Consider the following 21438-nt stretch of genomic DNA (forward strand, 5'->3'; position numbering starts at 1 on the left):
GAGGAACCATGCAAACCGCTGACCCTTAGGGCGTGTCCGGCGGATCAGGGCCGGATAGGCCGCGGCGTCTGGTGCGGTGCATCGCAAGGCGCTGGAACGTCCTCATCGCGGAGCGATTCGGGCGTCCTGGGTGCCGAGGTCGTGGAAGGCGGGCAGGCAGTGCAGGAACTTCACGTCCGGGTTGCCGGTGGCCCGCAGCACGTCCATCGTCACGGCGTACGGCGCGAGCGCGGCGATGCGCTCGTCCCAGACCTCCTTGGGCTCCCCCATCGAGACCCAGACGTCGGTGGCGACGAAGTCGGCGCCGCGGACGCCCTCGGCGATGTCCGCGGTGAGCGTGACCTTCGCGCCGCTGACCGCGGCGAGCTTCTCGGCCTGCTCCACGACGGAGGGGGCCGGCCAGTACATCTCGGGGGCGACGATCCGGATGTCCAGGCCGAGGAGGGCGCCGGTGATCAGGTAGGAGTTGCCCATGTTGAAGCGGGCGTCGCCGAGGTAGGCGAAGGCCAGCTCCGTGACGGGCCGGTCGCTGTGCTCCGTCATGGTCAGCACGTCGGCGAGCATCTGCGTGGGGTGCCAGTCGTCGGTGAGCCCGTTGAAGACGGGGACACCGCCGTACGCGGCCAGCTCCTCGACCACCTGCTGGCTGTCGCCCCGGTACTCGATGCCGTCGAACATCCGGCCGAGCACCCGGGCGGTGTCCTTCACCGACTCCTTGTGGCCCATCTGGGAGCCCGAGGGGTCCAGGTAGGTGGTGGAGGCGCCCTGGTCGGCGGCGGCCACCTCGAACGCGCAGCGCGTACGGGTCGAGGTCTTCTCGAAGATCAGCGCGATGTTCTTCCCGCGCAGCCGCCGGACCTCGGCACCCGCCTTCTTGGCCGCCTTCAGCTCACCGGCCAGCGCGACCAGGCCGAGGATCTCCTCGGCGGTGAAGTCCAGCTCCTTGAGGAAGGGGCGGCCGGTGAGGTCGATGGCCATGGTGACGGCTCCAGGGTGGGACGGGCAGGCGGAACGGGGATCGTCATACAGTTCTGGAAGTCTATACGACCATCCGCATTCCTATACAGCCCCCTGGTCCGGAAACCTTCTGGCCCCTGTCTCGAAAGCGCTGGTACTGCACGGCTGGTGCTACCTGGCTGGTAGAACACAGCTGGTACTACACAGGGTCCCGCACGACCGGGCAGCTCATGCAGCGCGGTCCGCCCCTCCCCCGGCCCAGCTCGCTGCCCCGGATCTCGATGACCTCGATGCCCTGCTCGCGCAGATAGGTGTTGGTGGTCGCGTTCCGCTCGTACGCGATGACGACGCCCGGCTCGACCGCCAGGACGTTGCAGCCGTCGTCCCATTGCTCGCGCTCGGCCGCGTGCACGTCCTGGGTGGCGGTGAGCACCCGGATGGAGTCGAGGCCGAGGGCGGCGGCGATAGCCCGGTGCATGTGCTCGGGCGGGTGGTCGGTGACCTTCAGCTCGCGGGGGCCGCTGCCCGGCTCGATCGTGTACGAGCGGAGCATGCCGAGCCCGGCGTACTGGGTGAACGTGTCGCCGTCGACCATCGTCATCACCGTGTCCAGGTGCATGAACGCGCGGGCCTTGGGCATGTCCAGCGCCACGATCGTGCGGGCCGAACCGGCGTCGAAGAGGCCACGGGCCAGCATCTCCACCGCCTGCGGGGTGGTGCGCTCGCTCATCCCGATCAGGACCGCCCCCTGCCCGATGACCAGGACGTCACCGCCCTCGATCGTGGACGGGTAGTCGTCCTGCCCCTCCGACCAGTGGTGGAAGACGCCCGCCTCCGGGCCGGTGAAGAGCGGGTGGTGGCGGTAGATCGCCTCGAAGTGGACGGTCTCGCGCTGCCGGGCGGGCCAGCGCATCGCGTTGATGGAGACCCCGTCGTAGATCCAGGCGGAGGTGTCCCGGGTGAAGAGGTGGTTGGGCAGCGGGCCGAGCAGGAAGTCGTCCAGGTCCATCACATGGAAGCGGACGGAGGTCGGCTCGCTGTGCCGCTCCAGGAACTCGCGCTTCGTCATCCCGCCGACCAGGGCCTCCGCCAGCTCGGCCGAGGGCAGCTCCTCGAAGGCGGCGCGCAGGTGCTCGGTGGCGAGCGGCCCGTACTCCTTCTCGTCGAAGACCCGGTCGAGGACGAGCCGGCGGGCGACCGGGATGTCCAGGGACTCCTGGAGGAGGTCCCCGAAGAGGTGCACCTCCACGCCCCGGTCGCGCAGGACGTCGGCGAACCCGTCGTGCTCCTGCCGGGCCCGGCGCACCCAGAGCACGTCGTCGAAGAGGAGCGCGTCCTTGTTGGAGGGGGTCAGCCGTTTCAGTTCCAGATCGGGGCGGTGCAGTATGACGCGGCGCAGCCGCCCGGCTTCGGAGTCGACGTGGAATCCCATGTCTTCATCCTCACCGGGCGGAGCACCGTTCACCCCGCGAATCGCCCACGGCTTGGCGCTGCACTCAGAGCCGGGGGTCCACCGGCTCCGACTCCAGGGCCAGGACGGCGAAGACCGCCTCGTGGACCCGCCACAGCGGCTCGCCGTCCGCCAGCCGGTCCAGCGCCTCCAGGCCGAGCGCGTACTCCCGCAGCGCGAGCGAGCGCTTGTGGCCGAGGAAGCGGGAGCGCAGGCGCTCCAGGTTCTCCGGGCGGGTGTACTCGGGGCCGTAGATGATGCGCAGATACTCCCGGCCGCGCACCTTGATGCCCGGCTGGACCAGGCGGCCCTTGGCGTCCCGGACGAGGGCGCCGAGCGGCTTGACGACCATGCCCTCGCCGCCGCGCCCGGTCATCTCCAGCCACCAGTCGGTGCCCGCGCGGACGGACGCCTCGTCGGCGGGGTCCACGACGAGCCGGCGCGTGACCTGGAGCAGCCCGGTCGGGTCGTGCTCGACGAGGCGGTCCAGCCAGGCCAGCTGCTCGTCGTGCGGGACGGCGGCCAGCGAGCGGCCCTGGACGGCGAGGATCTGGAACGGGGCGAGCCGCACCCCGTCCAGCCCTTCGGTGGACCAGCAGTAGCGCCGGTACGCCTCGGTGAACGCGGCCGCGTCCTCGGCCCGGCCGCGCTGCCGCCCGGTGAGGTCGCCGACGTCGACGCCACGGGCGGCGGCCGTCTCCAGTGCGGCGAGGGCGGAGGGGAACACCGCGCGGGAGGCCGCGCCGACCGCGGCGTACTGCGAGCGCAGCAGCCCGCCGGCCTTGAGCGACCACGGCATCAGCTCGGCGTCGAGCAGCACCCAGTCGGTGTCCCACTCCTCCCAGAGCCCGGCCGCGGTGACGGCCGTACGCAGCCGGCCGAGGATCACCTCGGTGAGGGCCCGGTCGTCGAGGAAGGGGCGGCCGGTGCGGGTGTGGAGGGCGCCGGTCGGGCCGTCCGTGCCGAACCGGGCGGTGGCGGCCTCCGCGTCCTTGCAGACGAGGGCGACGGCCCGGGAGCCCATGTGCTTCTCCTCGCACACCACCCGCTCCACGCCGTCCGCGCGGTACTGCGCGAACGCCTCGGCCGGGTGCTCCAGGAAGCCGTCCTCCCGGGAGGTGGCGGTGGGCGCCATGGTGGGCGGGAGGTAGGCGAGGAGCTGCGGGTCGACGGCGAACCGGCTCATCACCTCGAGCGCGGCCGCCGCGTTCTCCTCGCGCACGGCGACGCGGCCCAGGTGGCGGGTCTCCACGACCCGGCGGCCCTGGACGTCGGCGAGGTCCAGCGGCCTGCCCTCCCGGCCCCCGGGCGCCTCGGTGGCCAGCGGCCTGGTGGGCTCGTACCAGACCTTCTCGGCCGGTACGTCGACGAGTTCGCGCTCCGGCCAGCGCAGCGCGGTCATCTTCCCGCCGAAGACGACGCCGGTGTCCAGGCAGATGGTGTTGTTGATCCAGGAAGTGGTGGGCACGGGGGTGTGGCCGTAGACCACGGCGGCGCGGCCCCGGTAGTCCTCGGCCCACGGGTAGCGCACGGGCAGGCCGAACTCGTCGGTCTCGCCGGTGGTGTCCCCGTACAGGGCGTGCGAGCGGACCCGGCCGGAGGTGCGGCCGTGGTACTTCTCCGGCAGTCCGGCGTGGCAGACCACCAGGTTGCCGCCGTCGAGCACGTAGTGGCTGACGAGCCCGTCGATGAACTCCCGCACCTGCTGCCGGAACTCGGGGTGCTCGGCGTCCTCGCACTCCAGCTGCTCGACGGTCTCGGCGAGGCCGTGGGTCTGCTGGACCTTGCGGCCCGCGAGATAGCGGCCGAGCTTGTTCTCGTGGTTGCCGGGGACGCACAGTGCGTTGCCCGACGCGACCATGGACATGACGCGGCGGAGCACACCCGGGCTGTCGGGGCCCCGGTCGACGAGGTCGCCGACGAAGACGGCCGTACGCCCTTCGGGGTGGGCGCCGTCCACGTAACCCAGCGTGCCGAGCAGGGTGTCCAGCTCGGAGCGGCAGCCGTGGATGTCGCCGATGATGTCGAACGGGCCGGTGAGGTGGCGCCGGTCGTTGTACCGGCGCTCCAGCACCACCTCAGCGCTCTCGGCCTCCTCCTCGGTGCGCAGGATGTGCACCTTGCGGAAGCCCTCGCGCTCCAGGCCGCGCAGCGAGCGCCGCAGCTCGCGGCGGTGGCGCTGGATGACATGGCGGGGCATGGAGGCCCGGTCGGGGCGGGCGGCATTCCGCTTGGCGCAGACCTCCTCGGGGAGGTCCAGAACGATGGCGATGGGCAGCACGTCGTGCTCGCGGGCCAGCCGGACGAGCTGCTTGCGGCTCTCGGACTGGACGCTGGTGGCGTCGACGACGGTGAGCCGCCCGGCGGCGAGGCGCTTGCCGGCGATGTAGTGGAGCACGTCGAAGGCGTCGCGGCTGGCGCTCTGGTCGTTCTCGTCGTCGGCGACGAGGCCCCGGCAGACGTCCGAGGAGACGATCTCGGTGGGCTTGAAGTGCTTGCGGGCGAAGGTGGACTTGCCCGATCCGCTGGCGCCGATGAGGACGACGAGGGAGAGGTCGGTCACGGGCAGGGTGCGGGCGGCGGTGCCGGTGGTGGTGTCGGTGCTCGTGCTGTCGTCGTTTCTGCTGTCGTCGTTCGTCATGCGGCTTCCGCCCCCTTCTTCTTCTCGTTGTTCTTGTCGGTCGCGGTGTCGGTCAGGGTGAAGACGGCCAGCTGGGTGGGCGGGCCGACCTCGGGGTCGTCCGGGCCGACGGGCAGATGCGCGACGGTGTACCCGTGGCGTTCGGCCACCTTCGCGGCCCACTCCCGGAATTCGGCCCTCGTCCACTCGAAGCGGTGGTCCCCGTGGCGCACATGCCCGGCCGGGAGGCTCTCCCAGCGGACGTTGTACTCCACGTTCGGCGTGGTCACGAGCACCGTGCCCGGCCGCGCCGAGCCGAAGACCGCGTACTCCAGCGCGGGCAGCCGGTCCAGGTCCAGGTGCTCGATGACCTCGCTGAGCACCGCGGCGTCATACCCCTTGAGCCGCTTGTCCGTGTAGGTGAGGGAGCCCTGCTGGAGGGCGACCCGGCCCGCCTGGCGCTCCCCCATCCGGTCCAGCTTCAGCCGGCGCGAGGCGATGGTGAGGGCGCGCATCGACACGTCGACACCGACGATCTCGGTGAACCGCACGTCCTTGAGGAGCGCCTGCACCAACTGGCCCTGGCCGCAGCCCAGGTCGAGGACCCGGTGGGCACCGGCTCCGCGCAGCGCTTCGAGGATCGCGGTGCGCCGGTGCTCGGCGAGCGGGACCGGCTTCTCCTCGGTGTCGGTGCTCTCGTCCACGGCGTTGTCGACGCTGTCCACGTCGAGGTCGTCCGACTCCGCGAGCCGGACCAGCTCCAGGGCCTGGTCCGCCTGGCGGGTCAGCCCCCAGCGGTGGGAGAGGTAGCGCCGGGTGATGAGGGGGCGCTCGGGGTGGTCGGCCAGCCAGCCCTCACCGGCCCGCAGCAGCTTGTCCACCTCGTCGGGCGCGACCCAGTAGTGCTTGGCGTCGTCGAGGACCGGCAGCAGGATGTAGAGCTGGCGCAGGGCGTCGGCGAGCCGCGACTCCCCCTCCAGCACCAGGCGTACGTAGCGCGACGCGCCCCACTCGGGGAACTGCTCGTCCAGCGCCACCTGCGCCACCTCGACCCGCTCCCAGCCGAGCGGCCCGAACAGCCTGCGCACCAGCTCCGCACCGCCCCGGGCGGGCAGCGCGGGCACCTCGATCCGCAGCGGCAGCGGGGCCACGGCCCGCTCGGGCAGGGCCCTGCAGACACCGCCCAGCGCGGACTTGAACACCGTGGCGAGGGCGACCGAGAGCAGTGAGGAGGCCGCGTAGGGGCGGTCGTTGACGTACTGCGCGAGCGCCGCGTCGGGCGCACCGCCCCGGCCCTTGCCCTTGCCGCGCCGCACCAGCGCCACCGGATCCACCTCCAGCAGGAGTGCGGCCGTGCAGCGCTCGGCGGACGCCTCGGGGTAGAAGACGTGTGCCGCGCCGTGCGAGGTGGAGAACGCCTGCGCCCGGTCGGGATGCTTGTGCAGCAGGAAGCCGAGGTCCGTGGCGGGGCGGTCAGGGGTGCCGGTCGTACTGATTGTCAGGAACACCTGTCCGAGTATGGTCTGCATCCCGCGCCCCTCACCAGGCATTTTCAGGGGCCGAGCAGCCCCGCCTCGATCCTGCTCAGGGGCCCAGCAGCCCCGCCAGCTCCTTGATCCGGTCCGGCCCCACCCGGCAGCAGCCGCCGACGAGCCGTGCCCCGGCCCCCGTCCAGGCCCGCACCCGCCCCGGGTCGAAGGTGCTCGCCCCGGTCCATCCCCTCCCTTCCGCGTCCCAGCCCTCCCCGCTGTTCGGGTAGACCACGGCCGGCTTGCCCGTGACCTCCACCGCCACCCGCACCGCCTCCTCCGCCTCGGCCGGGTCGCAGCAGTTGACCCCGACGGCCACCACCGCTTCCCGCCCGGCGGCCACCCCGAAGGCCTCCTCCAACGGCTGCCCGGCCCGGGTCCGCCCGCCCGCCACGCTGTACGAGAGCCAGAGAGGCAGCCCGGTCTCCTCGGCGACCCGCACCACCGCCTCGGCCTCGTCCATGTCCGGCACCGTCTCCAGCGCCAGCACGTCGGGCCCCGCCTCGGTGAGCGCCGCCACCCGGGGCCGGTGGAAGCGCTCCAGCTCCCGGACGGTGAGCCCGTACCGCCCCCGGTACTCGCTGCCGTCCGCGAGCATCGCCCCGTACGGGCCGACCGAGGCGGCGACCCAGATCTCCCGCTCCGGGTCGGCCCGGCGGGCCGCGCCGGCCGCCCGCCGGGCCAGGTCCACACTGCGGGCGAGGAGCGCCCCGGTCCGTTCCGGGCCGATCCCGTGGCGCCCGAACCCTTCGAACGTGGCCTGGTAGCTGGCCGTGATGAGCACCTGCGCTCCGGCGCGCAGATACGCCAGGTGGGCGGCCTCGACCTGCTCCGGCGCGTCGGCCAGCAGCCGGGCCGACCAGAGCGCGTCGGAGAGGTCGCACCCCTGTGCTTCCAACTGGTTGGAGAGGCCGCCGTCCAGCAGGACGGGCCCTTCCGCCAGCGCTGCGGCGAGCGTACGGCCGGAGTTCACGGCCATCTCCTCCTCGTCCCTCTCCCGGTGAAGAATCCACCGGGAAACCGGGTCAGGTCAGCTGGGACTGGATCTGCGAGGAGATCAGCTCCAGGTGGTCCAGGTCGCCCAGGTCGAGGGCCTGGAGGTAGATCCGGGACGAGCCGATCGCCGCGTACCGGCCGATCTTGTCGACCACCTCGGCGGGCGAGCCGGCCAGCCCGTTGGCCTTCAGCTCCTCCACGTCCCGGCCGATGGCCGCCGCGCGCCGGGCCACCTCCGCGTCGTCCTTGCCGGTGCAGACGACCAGGGCGTTGGAGTACACCAGGTCGTCCGGGTCGCGCCCGAACGCCTTCGCCGCGGTCCGGACCCGGCCGAACTGCTTCTCGCTGTCCTCCAGCGAGGCGAAGGGGATGTTGAACTCGTCGGCGTACTGCGCGGCGAGGCGCGGGGTGCGGGTCGCGCCGTGGCCGCCGATCAGGACGGGCACCTTGGCCTGGGCCGGCTTCGGCAGCGCGGGTGAGTCGGTGAGCTGGTAATAGGTGCCGTCGTAGCTGAAGGTCTTGCCGACCTCCGTGGCCCACAGACCGGTGACGATCGCCAGCTGCTCCTCCAGCCGGCCGAACTTCTCCTTCGGGAACGGGATGCCGTAGGCCTTGTGCTCCTCCTCGAACCAGCCCGCGCCCAGGCCCAGTTCGACCCGGCCACCGGACATCTGGTCGACCTGGGCCACCTGGATGGCGAGCACACCGGGCAGCCGGAACGTGCCCGCCGTCATCAGCGTGCCGAGCCGGATCCGCTTGGTCTCGCGGGCGAGGCCGGCCAGCGTGATCCAGGCGTCGGTCGGGCCGGGCAGGCCGTCGCCGGAGCCCATGCGGAGGTAGTGATCGGAGCGGTAGAAGGCGTCGAAGCCGAGGTCCTCGGTGGCCTTGGCGACGGTGAGCAGGGTGTCGTAGTCGGCCCCTTGCTGGGGCTCGGTGAAGATTCGAAGATCCATGCACCCATCCTGCCCCTTCGGCGGCGCCTCTTCCTCAGGGCCCCGCCGCCGAGGGGGCCGGGCCCCGTATCCCGCCGTAGGGGCCGTCGCGCTCCCGCTCCCGCTCGGCCAGCCGTCTCAGCAGCCCGTGCACCCGGTCCAGCGACTCGTCGGCGGCGTCCATGGCCTCGATGCACTGCCAGTAGAGCCCGTCCTCCCCCGTGTCGCAGGCCACCGAGACCAGCGCGATCCCGGCCTCGCCGAGGAGCAGCGCCAGACCCGTCAGGGCCGCCCGCACATCGGCGATCCCGGAGAGCTGCGCCGCCCGTGTGCCCCGGGAGAGGACCGCCGGGTGGTCCGGCGCCACGCACCCGCCGCCGATCTCACCGAGGGCCCGCGCCTCGCCCCGTAACTCCATCGGGCCGAAGAGGGCCAGCCGGCTGCCGACCGTCCGCGCGAGGGCCTGGGCCTGCCAGGCCTCCGCCATCACGTCCAGCGCGCCCCTGCTCTCCGACAGCGCCCGCCGCCCCGACTCGATGAGTCGCTCCGCTTCCATGTCTTTCCCCCGTCATCACGAAAACCCGCTCATCTCTTTCATTACCCACAGTGAGGTAGATGGCACCGGAAGGCCAGAGGAAATCGGAAATCTGTGGACACAAAATCGATTGTGGATAAGTCGATCACTCCGAAGAGTGACGATCCTGGGGTTCCGGAGGGTTCGGGACGGGGAAGCGCTTCTCGTTCCGGTCCAGCTTGGCCGCCAGCGCCTGCAGCGGATCGATGCCCAGCACCTCGCAGAACTGGAGGAGATAGGCGAGGACGTCGGCGACCTCGTCGGCCACGCGGTGGGCCGCTTCGGGCTCGTCCATGATCCGGGCGGACTGTTCGGGCGTCAGCCACTGGAAGATCTCGACCAGTTCGGAGGCCTCGACGCTGAGGGCGGAGGCCAGGTTCTTCGGGGTGTGGTACTGCCCCCAGTCCCGTGCCGCCGCGAACGCGGCCAGCCGACGCTGGAGTTCTGCCACATCGAGTTCCGTCACGGCCCCAGGTCTACCACCGCCCTCGGACACCGCCGCCCCGGACGCCCCTGACGAGGCGTCCGGCGGCGAGGCCGACGAGGAGGGACGAGGAGAGACGGCGGGAGGAGAAGGGACGAGGAGGGGCGGCGGGCGGAGAAGGGACTACGACTGGGCGAGCCCCGCCGGAGTCACCCCTTCGACCTCCATGCCCTCCGGAGCCAGCAGGAAGACGTTCCGGTCGACGCGGTGCATACCGCTGCCGAGCCCGAAGACCACGCCGCTGCTGAAGTCCAGGATGCGCTTGGCCACATCCGTCTCCGCCGCCGTCAGGTCGAGCAGCACCGGAACCTGGGCGACCAGGTACTCCGCGACCTCGCGGGCGTCCGCGAAGACCTGCACCCGCAGCACGACCAGGCGGCGCTGTTCGGCCACCCGCTCGTCCGGAACCGTGCGGTGGTCGATCCGGGACGGCCACTCGTCGCGGCCGCGCAGGGGTACGACCTGGGCGAGCCCCTCCCACTGTTCGTCGGTGGCGTCATATCTGTCGTACCTGTCGTACCTGCTCACAGGGCCACCCCGTCGTCAAGCCGGTCGCATTCGCGCCGGCTGCGCTCACTGTTCATCGGGCAATCCTCTCGTCCCTCACCCGTTCGGCGTACCAACGACACGGCGAAGGGCCTGATCGAGTCCCTCACACGGAGCCCTCACACCGCACCTGAGCCCTCACACCGTGATGACCTGGACGCCCGCCTCGCCGAACCGGTCCTTCGCCTCCGCCGTGATGTGCCCGTCGGTGACCAGCACGTCGACCAGGCCGAGGTCGCAGACCCGGGCGAAGGCCCGTTTGCCGATCTTCGAGGAGTCGGCGGCGACCACCACCCGCTGCGCCCGCTCGGCCAGGAGCCGGTTGACGCTGGCCTCGCCCTCGTGGTGGACGTAGGCGCCGCGTTCGATGTCGATGGCGTTCACCCCGAGGACGGCGACGTCGAGCGTGATCTCGTTCATCACGCCGACGGCCAGCGGGCCGGTCAGTTCGTACGACTGCGGCCGGGCCACGCCGCCGGTGACGACCATCTTGATCTGCGGCCGGATCGCCAGCTCGCTCGCGATGTTCAGGGCGTTGGTCACGACGGTGAGCGTCGGCTGCCCGCCCGCCACCGTGGTCTCGCCGACGATGTCGGGGCGGACGGCGAGCGCGCGGGCCACCTCGGTCACCGTCGTACCGCCGGTCAGGCCGACCACCTCCCCGACGGCGACCAGGCCGGAGACCGCGCGGCCGATGGCCTGCTTCTCGGGGGCGTGGCGGCCGGTCTTGTAGCGGAGCGCCAGCTCGTACGAGACGCCGTGCGCGACCGCTCCGCCCCGGGTGCGGGTGAGCAGGTGCTGTTCGGCGAGCTGGTCCAGGTCGCGGCGGATGGTCGCGGCCGACACGGCGAGCTCGGCCGCCGCCTCCTCGACCTCCACCCTGCCGTGCTTGCCGACCAGTTCCAGCAGCGCGTCCCACCGGGCGTCCCTCGCCACGTGCGTCTCCTTCACCGTCCGCTTCCGGGCTCCGCGCTTCCCGGGAACGCGGTCGCCGGTGGCCGGACCGCCGCAAGCCTCGCACAGGACCCCGGCGCCCACCCAGTTCCGGGCCCGGCCTCGGGCCGCACCCGGTCGACGGTGCCGGAACGGGCGTGAGGGAGGATGGGTGGCAGGAGGCGGCCGACGCCCCTCCGCGCACCCGACACCCCCACGCCGGAGAGCCTTCATGCACCTCGCCCTGTCAGTCGCCGCCGAGGAGCCGAAGGGCGGTATCGCGGGCTGGGCCACCGGACTGGTCGAGACGTTCGGCGGGCCGGGCGCCGGCCTGGCCATCGCCCTGGAGAACCTGTTCCCGCCGCTGCCGAGCGAGATCATCCTCCCGCTGACCGGGTTCGCCGCGTCGCAGGGCGTGCTCAGCCTGGCCTCCGCGCTGTTCTGGACGACGCTCGGCTCGGTCGTCGGCGCGCTGGCGCTGTACGGGCTCGGCGCCGTGTTCGGGCGGGAGCGGATGCACGCCCTCTGGGCCAAGCTGCCGCTGGTCAAGCCCTCGGACCTGGTGCGTACGGAGGAGTGGTTCGCGCGGCACGGCACCAAGGCGGTCCTGCTGGGCCGCATGGTGCCGGTCTTCCGGAGCCTGATCTCGGTGCCCGCGGGTGTGGAGCGCATGCCGCTGCCGGTGTTCGTCGGGCTGACGACGGCGGGCAGCCTGGTGTGGAACACCGTGCTGGTGCTGGCGGGTTACTGGCTCGGCGACAGCTGGGACGTGGTCGGGACGTACGTCGGGCTCATGTCCAAGGTCGTGCTCGGGCTGGCCGTGCTGGCGGTGACCTGGTGGGTCGTGAGGCGGGTCCGGGGCCAGAAGGACTCCCGGCGCGGCGAGTGAGGGGCGGCTGCGGCCCCGGCCCCGGCCCGTACGGAATCCCCCTCCGGCACCGCCCGGCTCCGGACACCCTCGGGCAGCGCCCGTTCCCGGAGCCCTTCCGGCACCGCCCGCCCCTGGACAGCGCTGGGCGCCCCCGGGCGCCGTGGCGCCGGGAGTGCCGCCCGGCGGTGTCCGGGACGTGGCCGCCCGCTCAGGACTCCTCGAAGTAGGCGTCCAGGACGGCGTCCAGCTCGGCCGGCCACTCCTTGAGCTGCGCCCGGCTCGCCGCCTCGACCTCGGCGTTGAACCAGCGCCGGCTCGACAGGTGCACGGTCACGGTGAACCGGCGGCCGAAGCGGGCCGGGTTCATCTCCACCGCGCCGATCTCGGACCAGTCGAAGTCGGCCTCCTGGTCGTCCAGCGTGAACCGGATGCCTTCCCGGGCCACCCGAATCGAGCCGCGCCGGTCGCTGATCTCGAAGACCGGACCGTCCTCGGCCCCTTCCGCTTCGCCTTCCGCGCCGGCCACGGCATCGGCCACCGCGTCGGCCTCGGCATCGGTAGCCTCCGCAGCCGTTTCGGGCGCTTCGTCGAGCTCCGGAGCGGTCTCCGGGTCCGTCTCCGGTGCGGCCTCCGATTCCGGTTCGGTCTTCCGGGTCGCGACAGGTGCCGCCAGGCCGGGGAGAGGGATGAACGCCGGGTCGGTGCCTGCGGCGAACTCGGGCTTCTTGTTCGAATCTATGCTCTGCTCCACGGCGGGCAGTATGGTCGACGAACCTGTACGTGACCAGTCGGCGCCGTCGCGGCGCACGGCCGGACCGTCAGAGGACTCCCCGGCGCCACTCCCGTACGAGCAGATAGCCGAGGTAGGCGCCGCCGATCGCCATGGTGTAGATCCCGACCGGCAGGTCCTCGAAGAGCGGCAGTTGCTGGGCGCAGAGGTCGGCGGCCACCAGCAGCAGGCCGCCGGTGAGGCCCGAGAGCAGCAGGTGGGGGCCGGAGCCGCGGCTGAGGCGCTTGGCGATCTGCGGGGCCGTCAGGGCGATGAAGGCGATGGGTCCCGAGACGCTGACGGCGGCCGCCGAGAGGGCGATGGCGAGGACCACGGCGAGAGTCTTGGCCTTCCTCGGCTCGGCGCCGAGCCCTTCGGCGATGTCGTCGCCCATCTCGCCGATGTCGAGCCGCCGCGAGATCAGCGCGGTCAGCGGGGCGGCGGCGAGCAAGACCAGCCAGATGGTGGTGGCGTCGGTCCAGGAGCGGGCGGTGAGGCTGCCGTTGACGTAGGCGGTGAGAACGGAGGCCTTGTCGCGTTCCAGGGCGTAGACGACGTACTGGGTGACGGCTGCGCCCATGGCGGCGACCCCGATACCGGCGATGACGAGCCGGGCGGGGTTGCGGAAGCCGGTGCCGGTGGAGACGTACACGAGGGCCATCGCGAGGACCGCGCCGAGGAGCGCGCCGACGGCGACCGGGACGGTGTCGGGGAACATCAGCGCGCACATCGCGGCGCCCGCGCCCGCCCCGGCGGAGAGGCCGATGACGTCGGGGCTGCCGAGCGGGTTGCGGGTGACGGACTGGAAGAGCGCGCCGGAGAGGCCGAGCGCGGCGCCGACCCCGATGGCGACGGTGAGGCGGGGGCCGCGCAGCCGGTTGAAGACGAAGCGGTCCTTGCCCTCGGCGTCCCCGAGGAGCGCTGCGGGCAGGTCGGCGAGGTCGAGGCCGAGCCGCCCCCAGGTGAGCGTGGCCACGGCGGCGGTGAGGAGGAGGACGAAGAGCCCGGCGCCCGCGAGGACGGAGGCGCGGCGCATCGGTATCGCCACGGTGCGGCCGACGACCAGGTAGCCGCGGGGGGCCTTGACGGGCGCGCGGAGGGGTTCGGTGACGGTCATGTGGTGCCCCGCATCCTGCGTACGGCGATGAGCAGCGCGGGTGCGCCGATGAAGGCGGTGACGACGCCGACCATGAGTTCGGTGGGCCGCATGACGGTCCGGCCCACCACGTCCGCGAGGAGCAGCAGGCTCGGCCCCAGCAGCGCGGAGAAGAGGAGCTGGACCCGGAAGTCGACGCCGACCAGGGCCCGTACGACGTGGGGCACGGCCAGTCCGACGAAGGCGATCGGGCCGACGGCAGCGGTCGCGGCGGCGCTGAGCAGGGTGGCGGCGAGCAGCCCGCCGCCTCGCGTGCGGGCCGGGTTCGAGCCGAGGGCGACGGCGGTCGCGTCGCCGAGGGCCAGGGCGTTGAGGCCGGGGCCGAGGGCCAGGGCGAGGAGGAAGCCGACGGCGGCGAAGGGCAGGACGGACCAGAACACGTCGAAGTCCCGGCCGCCGAGGGCCCCGACGACCCAGTAGCGGTAGCTGTCGAAAACCTGCGGCTTGCTGAGGGTCACCGCCTGGATGAACGCCATCAGTACGGCGGTTAGCACGGCCCCGGCGAGCACCAGGCGCACCACGCTCGTGCCCGTACCGGCGGAGCCGATGACATGGACGAGCACCCCGGCGACCAGCGCTCCGGGCAGCGCCCACCACATGGTGTCGGTGGCTCCGGAGGCACCGAACCAGGCGGTCGCGGCGACGATGCTCGCGGAGGCGCCGGCGTTGATGCCGAGGAGGCCCGGTTCGGCCAGCGGGTTGCGCGAGACGCCCTGCATGAGGGTGCCCGCGACCGCGAGGCAGAGTCCGGCGAGGACGCCGAGGGCGGTGCGCGGGTAGCGGCTCTCGATGATGGCGGTGACGTTGTCGTCGGCGGTACCGCCGAGGACGCCGAGGACATCGCCGAACGAGGTGGAGCGGCTGCCGAACATGACGCTCGCGCAGAGCGCGATGGCCAGCGCGGCGACCGCCGCGAGCAGGAGGAACGCCGTCCGGGCGGCGCCGGTACGCGAGGTACCGGCGCCGCTCGGCGGTGCGACCGTGGTGGTTGCCATGGGAGTGAAGTGTGCCTGGTGGCCTCGGCGGTTCGGATACCCGGCGGGGGTTACTTGCCGGCCTTCTTGACGGCCTCGTCGATGATCGGCAGGTAGCGCTCGATCGTCCACGGCACGGTCAGCGGGTTGATGATCGAGGAGGCGGTGACGAAGGAGTTGTCGTTGCTCGCGACGACGGCGCCCTTCTTGATCGCGGGGATCGCGCCGTACAGCTTCTGACCCTCGATCTCCTTGCGGTTCTTCGCGTCCGTGTAGAACGTGAAGACCACGTCGCTGTCCTTCAGCTTCTCGGCGTTCTCCAGGCCGATGAGGGCCGAGTCGGTGCCGGGGGTCTCCTTGAAGCCGTTGACGACCGGGTCGACCTTCAGGCCGAGCGAGGAGACCATCTTGACGCGCTGCTCCTCGGGCTTGAAGACGCCGAGGGTGCCGGGGCCGGAGTTGTAGATGTAGGAGAAGGTGACGTCCTTGTAGTTCGGCCGGGTGGCCGCGGCGTCGGCGAGCTGCTTCTCGATCTTCGTCTTGAGGCCGTCGGTGTCCTCGGTCCGGCCGAGCGCCTTGCCGATGATGTCGATCTGCTGGTCCCAGTCGGTGCTCCACGCCTGGTCCGGGTAGGCGACCGTGGGGGCGATGTCCTTGAGGACGTCGTACTGCTTCTGCGTGATGCCCGACCAGGGGGCGAGGATGACGTCCGGCTCCAGCTCGGTGATGGCCTCGAAGTCGATCTCCTCGCCGCCCGCGAACTGCTTGGGCAGCTTGTCGCCGGACTTCTTCACGGCCTCGTTGATCCACGGGAGGTAGCCGGACTTGTCGCTGCCCCACGGGTAGCTCTCGATGCCGACCGGGGTCTGGCCGAGGGCTATCGCGGTCTCGGCGGAACCCTGGCCGAGGGTGACGATGCGCTCGGGCTTCTCGTCGATCTTCGCGGTGCCGAGCGAGCTCTTGATCGAGACGGGGAAGGCGCCGCCGCTCTTCCCCGCGTCCTTGGCCGAGTCCTTGCCGCTGTCACCGTCCGAGGAGCAGCCGGCCAGGACGACGGCGAGGGCGACGGCGGTGGCCGAAGCGGCAAGGGTGTGACGACGCACGCGGGTGAAGCCGAGCATGGGTGTTCCTCATGGTTGGACGAGCGAGTGAGAGTTAGGCAAGCCTAAGCTAAACGTACAGGTGCTCCCGATGGCGCCCTCCCGCACCCTCCCCGAACCCTCCCGAAAGGGCGGCACTCACACAGTCGGCACCCTTTCAATCTGCCCGAAGATGATTGACCGACAGATGATTTCTGCGTACCGTCGGTCGGGCTGCTGATCCTGCCGAACGCCGTACGGACGGAGATCCATGCCCCCGCTCGACCTGACCGCCGACGAGGTTCTGACCACCACCCGGGCGGTCCGCAGACGCCTCGATCTGGACCGGCCCGTGGAACGCGCCCTGATCGAGGAGTGCCTGCGGCTCGCCACCCAGGCCCCCACCGGCCGCAACCGGCAGCGCTGGGACTTCGTCCTGGTGACGGACCCCGCCAAGCGTGCGGCCCTCGCGGACCTGTACCGGCTGGGCTTCACGCGACCGCGTCAGCAGGTCGTACGGGACGGGGTGGACCGGGGCGATCCGGAGCGCGGCCGGCGGATCGCGGAGAGCGCCCAGTACCTGTTCGACCATCTGCACGAGGTGCCGGTGCTGCTGGTGCCGTGCATCCGGGTCCAGGGGCGGCACGAGAACGCCTCGCACGTGGGGCAGGCGAACACCTGGGGCTCCGTCCTCCCGGCCGTCTGGCAGTTCATGCTGGCCGCCCGCTCCCGGGGGCTCGGCACCGCGTGGACGACCCCGCACCTGCACTACGAGCGAGAGGCGGCCGAGCTGCTCTCCATCCCGTACGAGACCGTGCTCCAGGCCGCGTTGATCCCGGTGGCGCACACGATCGGTACGGACTTCCGGCCCGGGCCGCGGACGGACGTGGACGAGATCGCGCACTGGGACGGCTGGTAGGCGGGCGGGGCGCCGCGAGGGGCTCCCCGCCCGCCCCGTCAGCTCAGCCCAGCTCAGCTCAGCTCAGCCCAGCTCAGCTCAGCTCAGCTCAGTGGGATCTTCTCCAGCGCCGCGCCGATCCGGTCGGCGAGAACGTACTCGCCCTCGGCCGTGGGGTGGAGGCCGTCGGCGTACACCCGTCCTGCTTCCTCGACGGTGACGACCGTGAGCCCGTCCACCAGGTGCAGGGCCCGGTCTCCGAGCCGCTGGAGGACGCGTACCGCTTCGGAGGTCGCCGCCCGGGTCTCCACCAGCGTCATCCCCGCCTCGTTGACGGCCTGTTCGCGTCCGGGCGCGGCGAGCGAGGTGAGCACCACGACCGGGGTGTCCGGGTGGCCGTCGCGGACGGTCTCCACGAAGCCGCAGACGGCCGGCCCCCAGGTCCGTGCGGTGAACCCGCCCCGGATGTAGGCGTTGATGCCCAGCTCCAGGGTGATCAGGTCCGCCGGCGTGTCCCGGATCGTCCGCGCGAGGGCGGGGTCGAGGTAGGCCTCGCCCGCGAGCCCCAGGTTCCGCAGCCGCCACCCGCGGCCGGCCGCCACGAGGGCGGGCCAGGCCTCCGAGGGGCCCGCGGCGAACATGCAGTGGACGATGGAGCTCCCGTACACCACCCAGCGGACGCCCGGCCGGTCCACCGGGAGCGGGGGCGAGCGGTGGCCGCTCAGGGAGACCGACGCGATCCGGGTGGCGTCCAGGTGCGGCAGCCAGACCTCCACCTCCGCCGGGCGCGCACCGCCGGCGGGGAGCGCGAAGGTGATCCGGTGGCGGCCCGGCCCGCCTGTCCACCGGTGGGCGAGGAGGCCGTCGACCCGGACGTCCAGGGGTGAGCCGCCGGTGCCGTTATCGACCTCCAGCTCGATGGAGGCGGCGTCGGTACGGAGCGCGAAGCGGACCCCGGCGGTGGTACGGGCCAGCCGCGCCAGGTTGGCCGACAGGGTGGCGCCGAGCCGCTCCGGGGGCATCCGGAGCGGCAGCAGGCCATCAGTGCCGCCCTCCCCGCTCCAACCGGTGATGCCGTCGAAGGAGAGGTGGGGATCGTCCGGGGCGAGCCGCTCCACGGAGGGCTGCGGCGGAGCGGGAGTGGCGTCGGTCGACATGCACGCAAACGTATCAGGAGAAATAATCTGCTGGCCAACAATCTTGCGTACGCACCGCCCTGCTACCTCGGCCGCGCACCCGGACTCGGCCACCGGTCAGCCCCTCCGGCGCGGCGCTAGGCTGGAGGCGAAAACGGTGGGCGGAAACGTTCTGGAGCCGGACCATCCCGCGACGCCGGGCGGGGCCCGCCGTCCCGCACCCAGGAGGAACAGCCATGGCCGCCCCACAGCCTGCCCGCCTCACCTCGCCCAGCCGGGAGCCGGAAGCCGGCGGACGCGACCGGTACTTCGCCAAGCTGGCGCAGGAACGGCCCGACGTCGCCCTCTGCCGGGCGACGACGCTGGTGACCCGCGCGCTGGACGAGGAGCTGGCCGGACGGCGGCTCACGATGGCCCAGCAGCTGGTACTGAAGATGCTCAGCGATGTGGGCCCCTGCTCCCAACAGGAACTCAGCGAGCAGCTGCGGATCGACCGCAGCGTGATGGTGGGGTGCATCGACGGGCTGGAGGACTCCGGTCTCGTACGGCGTGAGCGCCATCCCCGGGACCGCCGGGCCTACGCGGTGACGCTGACGCCGGACGCCGCGCCGGTGCTGGAGGAGGCGGAGGCCGGGGTACCGCACCTGCTGGACCGGGCCTTCGGCGCCCTCACGGCGGCCGAGCGCCGGACCCTGACCCGGCTGATGGGCAAGATCCTCGACGTGGGCTGAGCCTCGGTACGGACCGAGTCCCGTCCGGGCCGGGCCCAATCCCCTTGCCGTACGGCTCCGAATCACTGGTAGGAGCCCGTCCGGACTCCCGCCGACGAGGCAGGTGGGACCCATGACCCAGGCACGCACACCAGCACGGACACCAGCACAGACACCGACACGGACACGATCACTGCTCACCCCCGACCTTCCGCCCCGCTGCGCGACGCCGGACCTCCCGGGGGCGCGTGTCCCGGCCGATCCGCCGGCACCCCGCCCCACGGAAGTGATCAACAGCCCCATGCGGCCGCGTCGAGCGCCAGCCACACGGTGATGGTGGGCTCCCTGGGGACGGCCGGGGGCGATGCGGCGGAGGCTCTGGTGGAGGTTCTGCGCCATCTGGTGGGCCACCGGTCCGTGACGGGGAGCCTGGCCGGAGGTCGGGCGGCGGCGGTGATCGCGACGGATTCCGGTTCGCCGGAGGACGTGGTCCCGGCCCTCAAGGAGCTCTGGCCCACGCTGCACGCCTGCGACGAAACCGTGCTTCCGTACGGAGGCATCAGCACCACGGCCGTGACGCCTACCGAGCTCAACGGAGCGCTGGTGCAGGCCCGTTACGCACTGACGGCGGCGGAGCGGGCGGGGCGCGCGAACCTCACCGCGATCGACGACCTCACGACCCTGGACGCCTTGCTCGCGGGCGTCCCCACCGACGTACGGACGGCCTTCGGCATCCATGCGTTGGGCCCGCTCGCCGATGCCACGAACCCCTCCCACCGCATGCTCCTGGAGACCCTCGACACCTTCCTGGCGCACAACGGGTCCTGGGCGCGGACGGCCGAGGCCCTGCATCTGCACGTCAACACCGTGCACTACCGCATCCAGCGCGTGGAGCTGCTCACCGGCCGCGACCTTGCCCGCCTCGACCACAAGCTGGACCTGAAAGCGGCCCTGCTCTGCCGCTGATCCAGGCGGGCGCGCCGGGAGATCAGGCGCGGTGGAGGGTGAGCGCGCTGCGCTTCTCCGGCTGCGGGCGGCTGGCCCAGAGGGTCCGTACGTGCTCCAGGTGGTGGCGCATCAGGGCCTCCGCCGCCTCGGCGTCCTGGGCGATCATCAGGTCGAGCAACGTCACATGCTCCTCGGCGGAGTCGACGAGCACCCCGGCCTCGTCGAGCTCGGTGAGACCGTACAGCCGGGACCGCTTGCGGAGGTCGCCGACGACCGAGACGAGGTGGCGGTTGCCGCCGAGGGCGAGCAGGTCGAGGTGGAAGCGGCGGTCGGCGTCCAGGTAGCCGATGAGATCGTGCCCCCGGGCCGCCGCAACGATGGCCTCGGCTCCGGGCCGCAGGGCTTCGAGCTGGTCCCGGGTGGCGGTCCGGACCACCTTGCCGACGGTGGGCACCTCGATGAGCGTACGGATCTCCGTGTACTCGTCGAGATCCTGCTCGGTCATCTCCGTCACTCGGAAGCCCTTGTTCCGTACGACCTCGACGAGCCCTTCGTGGGCGAGGTCCAGCATCGCCTCGCGCACGGGTGTGGGCGAGACGCCGAACTCGGCGGCGAGGGCGGGGGCCGAGTAGACGCCGCCGGGCTTGATCTCCCCCGCGATGAGCGCGGCGCGCAGGGCGTGGGCCACCTGGTCGCGCAGGTTCTCCGTGGGGGACACGAGTTTGCGCGATTGCAGGGTGACCACGGAGTCCTCCGGGACTTGGGGCTTCGGGACTTGGGGCTTCGGGCTTCTTCGGTGCAATGTCACGTTACCCGAAAGGAGTTCACCTCCGGAGGGGGTCAGGACCGACCTCCTTCACAGCAGGAAGCCGTCCGGGAACGGGTCGCTCGGGTCGTGGTGGAACTGCGCGGTCCCGGTGATCCAGGCGCGCCCGGTGATCGTCGGAACGACCGCCGGCTCCCCCGCCACCCGGCACTCCTCCACGAGCCGGCCGGTGAACGACGTACCGAGGAAGGACTCGTTCACGAAGTCGCGGTGCAGGGGCAGTTCACCCCGGGTGTGGAGCTGGGCCATGCGCGCGGAGGTGCCGGTGCCGCAGGGGGAACGGTCGAACCAGCCCGGGTGGATGACCATGGCGTGGCGGGAGTGCGCGGCGGTCGAACCGGGGGCCAGGAGTTGGACGTGGTGGCAGCCGATGATCGACGTGTCCTCGGGGTGGACGGGCGGTTCCGTGGCGTTGATGGCCGCCATCATGTCCAGCCCGGCCCGCAGGATGTCGTCCTTGCGGGCGCGGTCGAAGGGCAGGCCCAGGCGGGCGAGAGGGAGGATCGCGTAGAAGTTGCCGCCGTAGGCGAGATCGTAGGTGACCGTGCCGTACCCGGGGATCTCGATGCGGCGGTCGAGGGCGGCGGTGAAGGAGGGGACGTTGCGCAGGGTCACGGCGGTGGCCGCGCCGTCCTCCACGCGCACGTCGGCGACGACCAGTCCGGCGGGGGTGTCCAGCCGGACCGTGGTGACGGGTTCGGTGACGGTCACCATGCCGGTCTCCACGAGGACGGTGGCGACGCCGATGGTGCCGTGGCCGCACATCGGCAGCAGCCCCGACACCTCGATGAACAGCACCCCCCAGTCGGCGTCGGGCCGGGTGGGCGGCTGGAGGATCGCCCCGCTCATCGCGGCGTGGCCGCGCGGCTCGTACATCAGCCAGGTGCGCAGGTGGTCGAGGTGCTCCTGGAAGTAGGTGCGCCTCTCGCCCATGGTGGCCCCCGGTACGGTTCCGATGCCGCCGGTGACGACACGGGTCGGCATGCCCTCGGTGTGGGATTCCACGGTGTGGATGGTGCGGCGGCTGCGCACGGTGCTGCTCCTTCGTGG

Annotated in this window: 20 protein-coding genes and 1 pseudogene; 4 read left to right on the forward strand and 17 right to left on the reverse strand. The window is 72.0% G+C overall.

What is annotated here, in order from left to right:
* Nucleotides 1–117: 117 nt before the first annotated feature.
* The 10 genes and pseudogenes from argF to IF17_RS0130080 all read right to left on the reverse strand — a co-directional run.
* A pseudogene (argF, locus tag IF17_RS0130035) lies at nucleotides 118–978 on the reverse strand (ornithine carbamoyltransferase); the annotation flags it as partial.
* A 178-nt stretch (nucleotides 979–1156) separates the two neighbouring features.
* Nucleotides 1157–2389 carry an arginine deiminase gene (locus IF17_RS0130040; protein WP_030572606.1) on the reverse strand — a complete coding sequence of 411 codons (1233 nt, stop codon included), beginning with the start codon at nucleotides 2387–2389 and terminating at the stop codon, nucleotides 1157–1159.
* Nucleotides 2390–2453: 64 nt separating this feature from the next.
* Entirely contained in the window at nucleotides 2454–5048 is a 2595-nt protein-coding gene (locus tag IF17_RS0130045) for a polynucleotide kinase-phosphatase (protein WP_030572609.1), read from the reverse strand.
* Complete coding sequence (locus IF17_RS0130050) at nucleotides 5045–6535, reverse strand: 3' terminal RNA ribose 2'-O-methyltransferase Hen1 (protein ID WP_030572612.1); 1491 nt, start codon at nucleotides 6533–6535, stop codon at nucleotides 5045–5047. The genes IF17_RS0130045 and IF17_RS0130050 overlap by 4 nt, the downstream gene beginning before the upstream one ends.
* 76 nt (nucleotides 6536–6611) lie before the next feature.
* Nucleotides 6612–7535, reverse strand: coding sequence for a homocysteine S-methyltransferase (mmuM, locus tag IF17_RS0130055; RefSeq protein WP_032772818.1), 924 nt, complete (start codon nucleotides 7533–7535; stop codon nucleotides 6612–6614).
* 46 nt (nucleotides 7536–7581) lie between these two features.
* A complete protein-coding gene (locus tag IF17_RS0130060) occupies nucleotides 7582–8505 on the reverse strand; it encodes an LLM class F420-dependent oxidoreductase (protein WP_030572618.1) in 924 nt (307 codons plus the stop codon).
* A 34-nt stretch (nucleotides 8506–8539) separates the two neighbouring features.
* Nucleotides 8540–9040, reverse strand: coding sequence for a DUF6099 family protein (locus tag IF17_RS0130065; protein ID WP_030572621.1), 501 nt, complete (start codon nucleotides 9038–9040; stop codon nucleotides 8540–8542).
* A 124-nt stretch (nucleotides 9041–9164) separates the two neighbouring features.
* Nucleotides 9165–9524: a nucleotide pyrophosphohydrolase gene (locus IF17_RS0130070; protein ID WP_030572625.1), complete on the reverse strand. Its 360-nt coding sequence runs from the start codon at nucleotides 9522–9524 to the stop codon at nucleotides 9165–9167.
* 141 nt (nucleotides 9525–9665) lie between these two features.
* Complete coding sequence (locus tag IF17_RS0130075; protein ID WP_030572629.1) at nucleotides 9666–10070, reverse strand: cell division protein SepF; 405 nt, start codon at nucleotides 10068–10070, stop codon at nucleotides 9666–9668.
* A 156-nt stretch (nucleotides 10071–10226) separates the two neighbouring features.
* Nucleotides 10227–11024 (reverse strand): DeoR/GlpR family DNA-binding transcription regulator, encoded by a 798-nt coding sequence (locus tag IF17_RS0130080; RefSeq protein WP_030572631.1) that lies wholly within the window; start codon nucleotides 11022–11024, stop codon nucleotides 10227–10229.
* A gap of 229 nt (nucleotides 11025–11253) precedes the next feature.
* Here IF17_RS0130080 and IF17_RS0130085 point away from each other — a divergent pair, with 229 nt between their 5' ends.
* On the forward strand, nucleotides 11254–11910 hold the full coding sequence (locus IF17_RS0130085) for a DedA family protein (RefSeq protein ID WP_030572633.1): 657 nt from the start codon (nucleotides 11254–11256) through the stop codon (nucleotides 11908–11910).
* A 190-nt stretch (nucleotides 11911–12100) separates the two neighbouring features.
* Here IF17_RS0130085 and IF17_RS0130090 read toward each other — a convergent pair whose 3' ends face one another.
* The 4 genes from IF17_RS0130090 to IF17_RS0130105 form a co-directional block, all read right to left on the reverse strand.
* Nucleotides 12101–12643 (reverse strand): hypothetical protein, encoded by a 543-nt coding sequence (locus tag IF17_RS0130090; RefSeq protein WP_030572636.1) that lies wholly within the window; start codon nucleotides 12641–12643, stop codon nucleotides 12101–12103.
* A 67-nt stretch (nucleotides 12644–12710) separates the two neighbouring features.
* Complete coding sequence (locus tag IF17_RS0130095) at nucleotides 12711–13778, reverse strand: FecCD family ABC transporter permease (protein ID WP_030572638.1); 1068 nt, start codon at nucleotides 13776–13778, stop codon at nucleotides 12711–12713.
* Nucleotides 13775–14812 carry a FecCD family ABC transporter permease gene (locus IF17_RS0130100; protein ID WP_030572641.1) on the reverse strand — a complete coding sequence of 346 codons (1038 nt, stop codon included), beginning with the start codon at nucleotides 14810–14812 and terminating at the stop codon, nucleotides 13775–13777. The genes IF17_RS0130095 and IF17_RS0130100 overlap by 4 nt, the downstream gene beginning before the upstream one ends.
* A gap of 50 nt (nucleotides 14813–14862) precedes the next feature.
* On the reverse strand, nucleotides 14863–15912 hold the full coding sequence (locus tag IF17_RS0130105; protein WP_030572644.1) for an iron-siderophore ABC transporter substrate-binding protein: 1050 nt from the start codon (nucleotides 15910–15912) through the stop codon (nucleotides 14863–14865).
* 229 nt (nucleotides 15913–16141) lie between these two features.
* On the opposite strand from IF17_RS0130105, the gene IF17_RS0130110 reads away from it, so the two are divergent.
* Nucleotides 16142–16789, forward strand: coding sequence for a nitroreductase family protein (locus IF17_RS0130110; RefSeq protein ID WP_030572647.1), 648 nt, complete (start codon nucleotides 16142–16144; stop codon nucleotides 16787–16789).
* Between the two features lie 83 nt (nucleotides 16790–16872).
* Here the strand turns inward: IF17_RS0130110 and IF17_RS0130115 are convergent, their stop codons facing one another.
* Nucleotides 16873–17925: an SGNH/GDSL hydrolase family protein gene (locus tag IF17_RS0130115; protein WP_030572650.1), complete on the reverse strand. Its 1053-nt coding sequence runs from the start codon at nucleotides 17923–17925 to the stop codon at nucleotides 16873–16875.
* 215 nt (nucleotides 17926–18140) lie between these two features.
* Between IF17_RS0130115 and IF17_RS0130120 the strand changes: the two genes are divergently transcribed.
* Nucleotides 18141–18635, forward strand: a complete 495-nt coding sequence (locus tag IF17_RS0130120) for a MarR family winged helix-turn-helix transcriptional regulator (protein ID WP_030572653.1) — start codon at nucleotides 18141–18143, stop codon at nucleotides 18633–18635.
* Nucleotides 18636–18947: 312 nt separating this feature from the next.
* Nucleotides 18948–19580, forward strand: a complete 633-nt coding sequence (locus tag IF17_RS1000000139970; protein WP_244890562.1) for a PucR family transcriptional regulator — start codon at nucleotides 18948–18950, stop codon at nucleotides 19578–19580.
* 22 nt (nucleotides 19581–19602) lie between these two features.
* Here the strand turns inward: IF17_RS1000000139970 and IF17_RS0130130 are convergent, their stop codons facing one another.
* Together IF17_RS0130130 and IF17_RS0130135 are read right to left on the reverse strand one after the other, a co-directional pair.
* Nucleotides 19603–20307: a GntR family transcriptional regulator gene (locus tag IF17_RS0130130; RefSeq protein ID WP_030572658.1), complete on the reverse strand. Its 705-nt coding sequence runs from the start codon at nucleotides 20305–20307 to the stop codon at nucleotides 19603–19605.
* A gap of 111 nt (nucleotides 20308–20418) precedes the next feature.
* Nucleotides 20419–21420 (reverse strand): proline racemase family protein, encoded by a 1002-nt coding sequence (locus IF17_RS0130135; RefSeq protein WP_030572661.1) that lies wholly within the window; start codon nucleotides 21418–21420, stop codon nucleotides 20419–20421.
* Between the last annotated feature and the right edge of the window lie 18 nt (nucleotides 21421–21438).

Origin of the sequence: Streptomyces cyaneofuscatus, from assembly GCF_000718135.1 — a bacterium.
GTDB classification, from domain to species: Bacteria; Actinomycetota; Actinomycetes; order Streptomycetales; family Streptomycetaceae; genus Streptomyces; species Streptomyces cyaneofuscatus.

What these genes read in the sequence shown, in the direction of transcription:
- IF17_RS0130040 (WP_030572606.1), bottom strand. Translation starts at nt 2,389, where the DNA reads ATGGGATTCCACGTCGACTCCGAAGCCGGGCGGCTGCGCCGCGTCATA.
- IF17_RS0130045 (WP_030572609.1), bottom strand. Translation starts at nt 5,048, where the DNA reads ATGACGAACGACGACAGCAGAAACGACGACAGCACGAGCACCGACACC.
- mmuM (WP_032772818.1), bottom strand. Translation starts at nt 7,535, where the DNA reads ATGGCCGTGAACTCCGGCCGTACGCTCGCCGCAGCGCTGGCGGAAGGG.
- IF17_RS0130060 (WP_030572618.1), bottom strand. Translation starts at nt 8,505, where the DNA reads ATGGATCTTCGAATCTTCACCGAGCCCCAGCAAGGGGCCGACTACGAC.
- IF17_RS0130065 (WP_030572621.1), bottom strand. Translation starts at nt 9,040, where the DNA reads ATGGAAGCGGAGCGACTCATCGAGTCGGGGCGGCGGGCGCTGTCGGAG.
- IF17_RS0130085 (WP_030572633.1), top strand. Translation starts at nt 11,254, where the DNA reads ATGCACCTCGCCCTGTCAGTCGCCGCCGAGGAGCCGAAGGGCGGTATC.
- IF17_RS0130095 (WP_030572638.1), bottom strand. Translation starts at nt 13,778, where the DNA reads ATGACCGTCACCGAACCCCTCCGCGCGCCCGTCAAGGCCCCCCGCGGC.
- IF17_RS0130100 (WP_030572641.1), bottom strand. Translation starts at nt 14,812, where the DNA reads ATGGCAACCACCACGGTCGCACCGCCGAGCGGCGCCGGTACCTCGCGT.
- IF17_RS0130105 (WP_030572644.1), bottom strand. Translation starts at nt 15,912, where the DNA reads ATGCTCGGCTTCACCCGCGTGCGTCGTCACACCCTTGCCGCTTCGGCC.
- IF17_RS0130110 (WP_030572647.1), top strand. Translation starts at nt 16,142, where the DNA reads ATGCCCCCGCTCGACCTGACCGCCGACGAGGTTCTGACCACCACCCGG.
- IF17_RS0130115 (WP_030572650.1), bottom strand. Translation starts at nt 17,925, where the DNA reads ATGTCGACCGACGCCACTCCCGCTCCGCCGCAGCCCTCCGTGGAGCGG.
- IF17_RS0130120 (WP_030572653.1), top strand. Translation starts at nt 18,141, where the DNA reads ATGGCCGCCCCACAGCCTGCCCGCCTCACCTCGCCCAGCCGGGAGCCG.
- IF17_RS1000000139970 (WP_244890562.1), top strand. Translation starts at nt 18,948, where the DNA reads ATGGTGGGCTCCCTGGGGACGGCCGGGGGCGATGCGGCGGAGGCTCTG.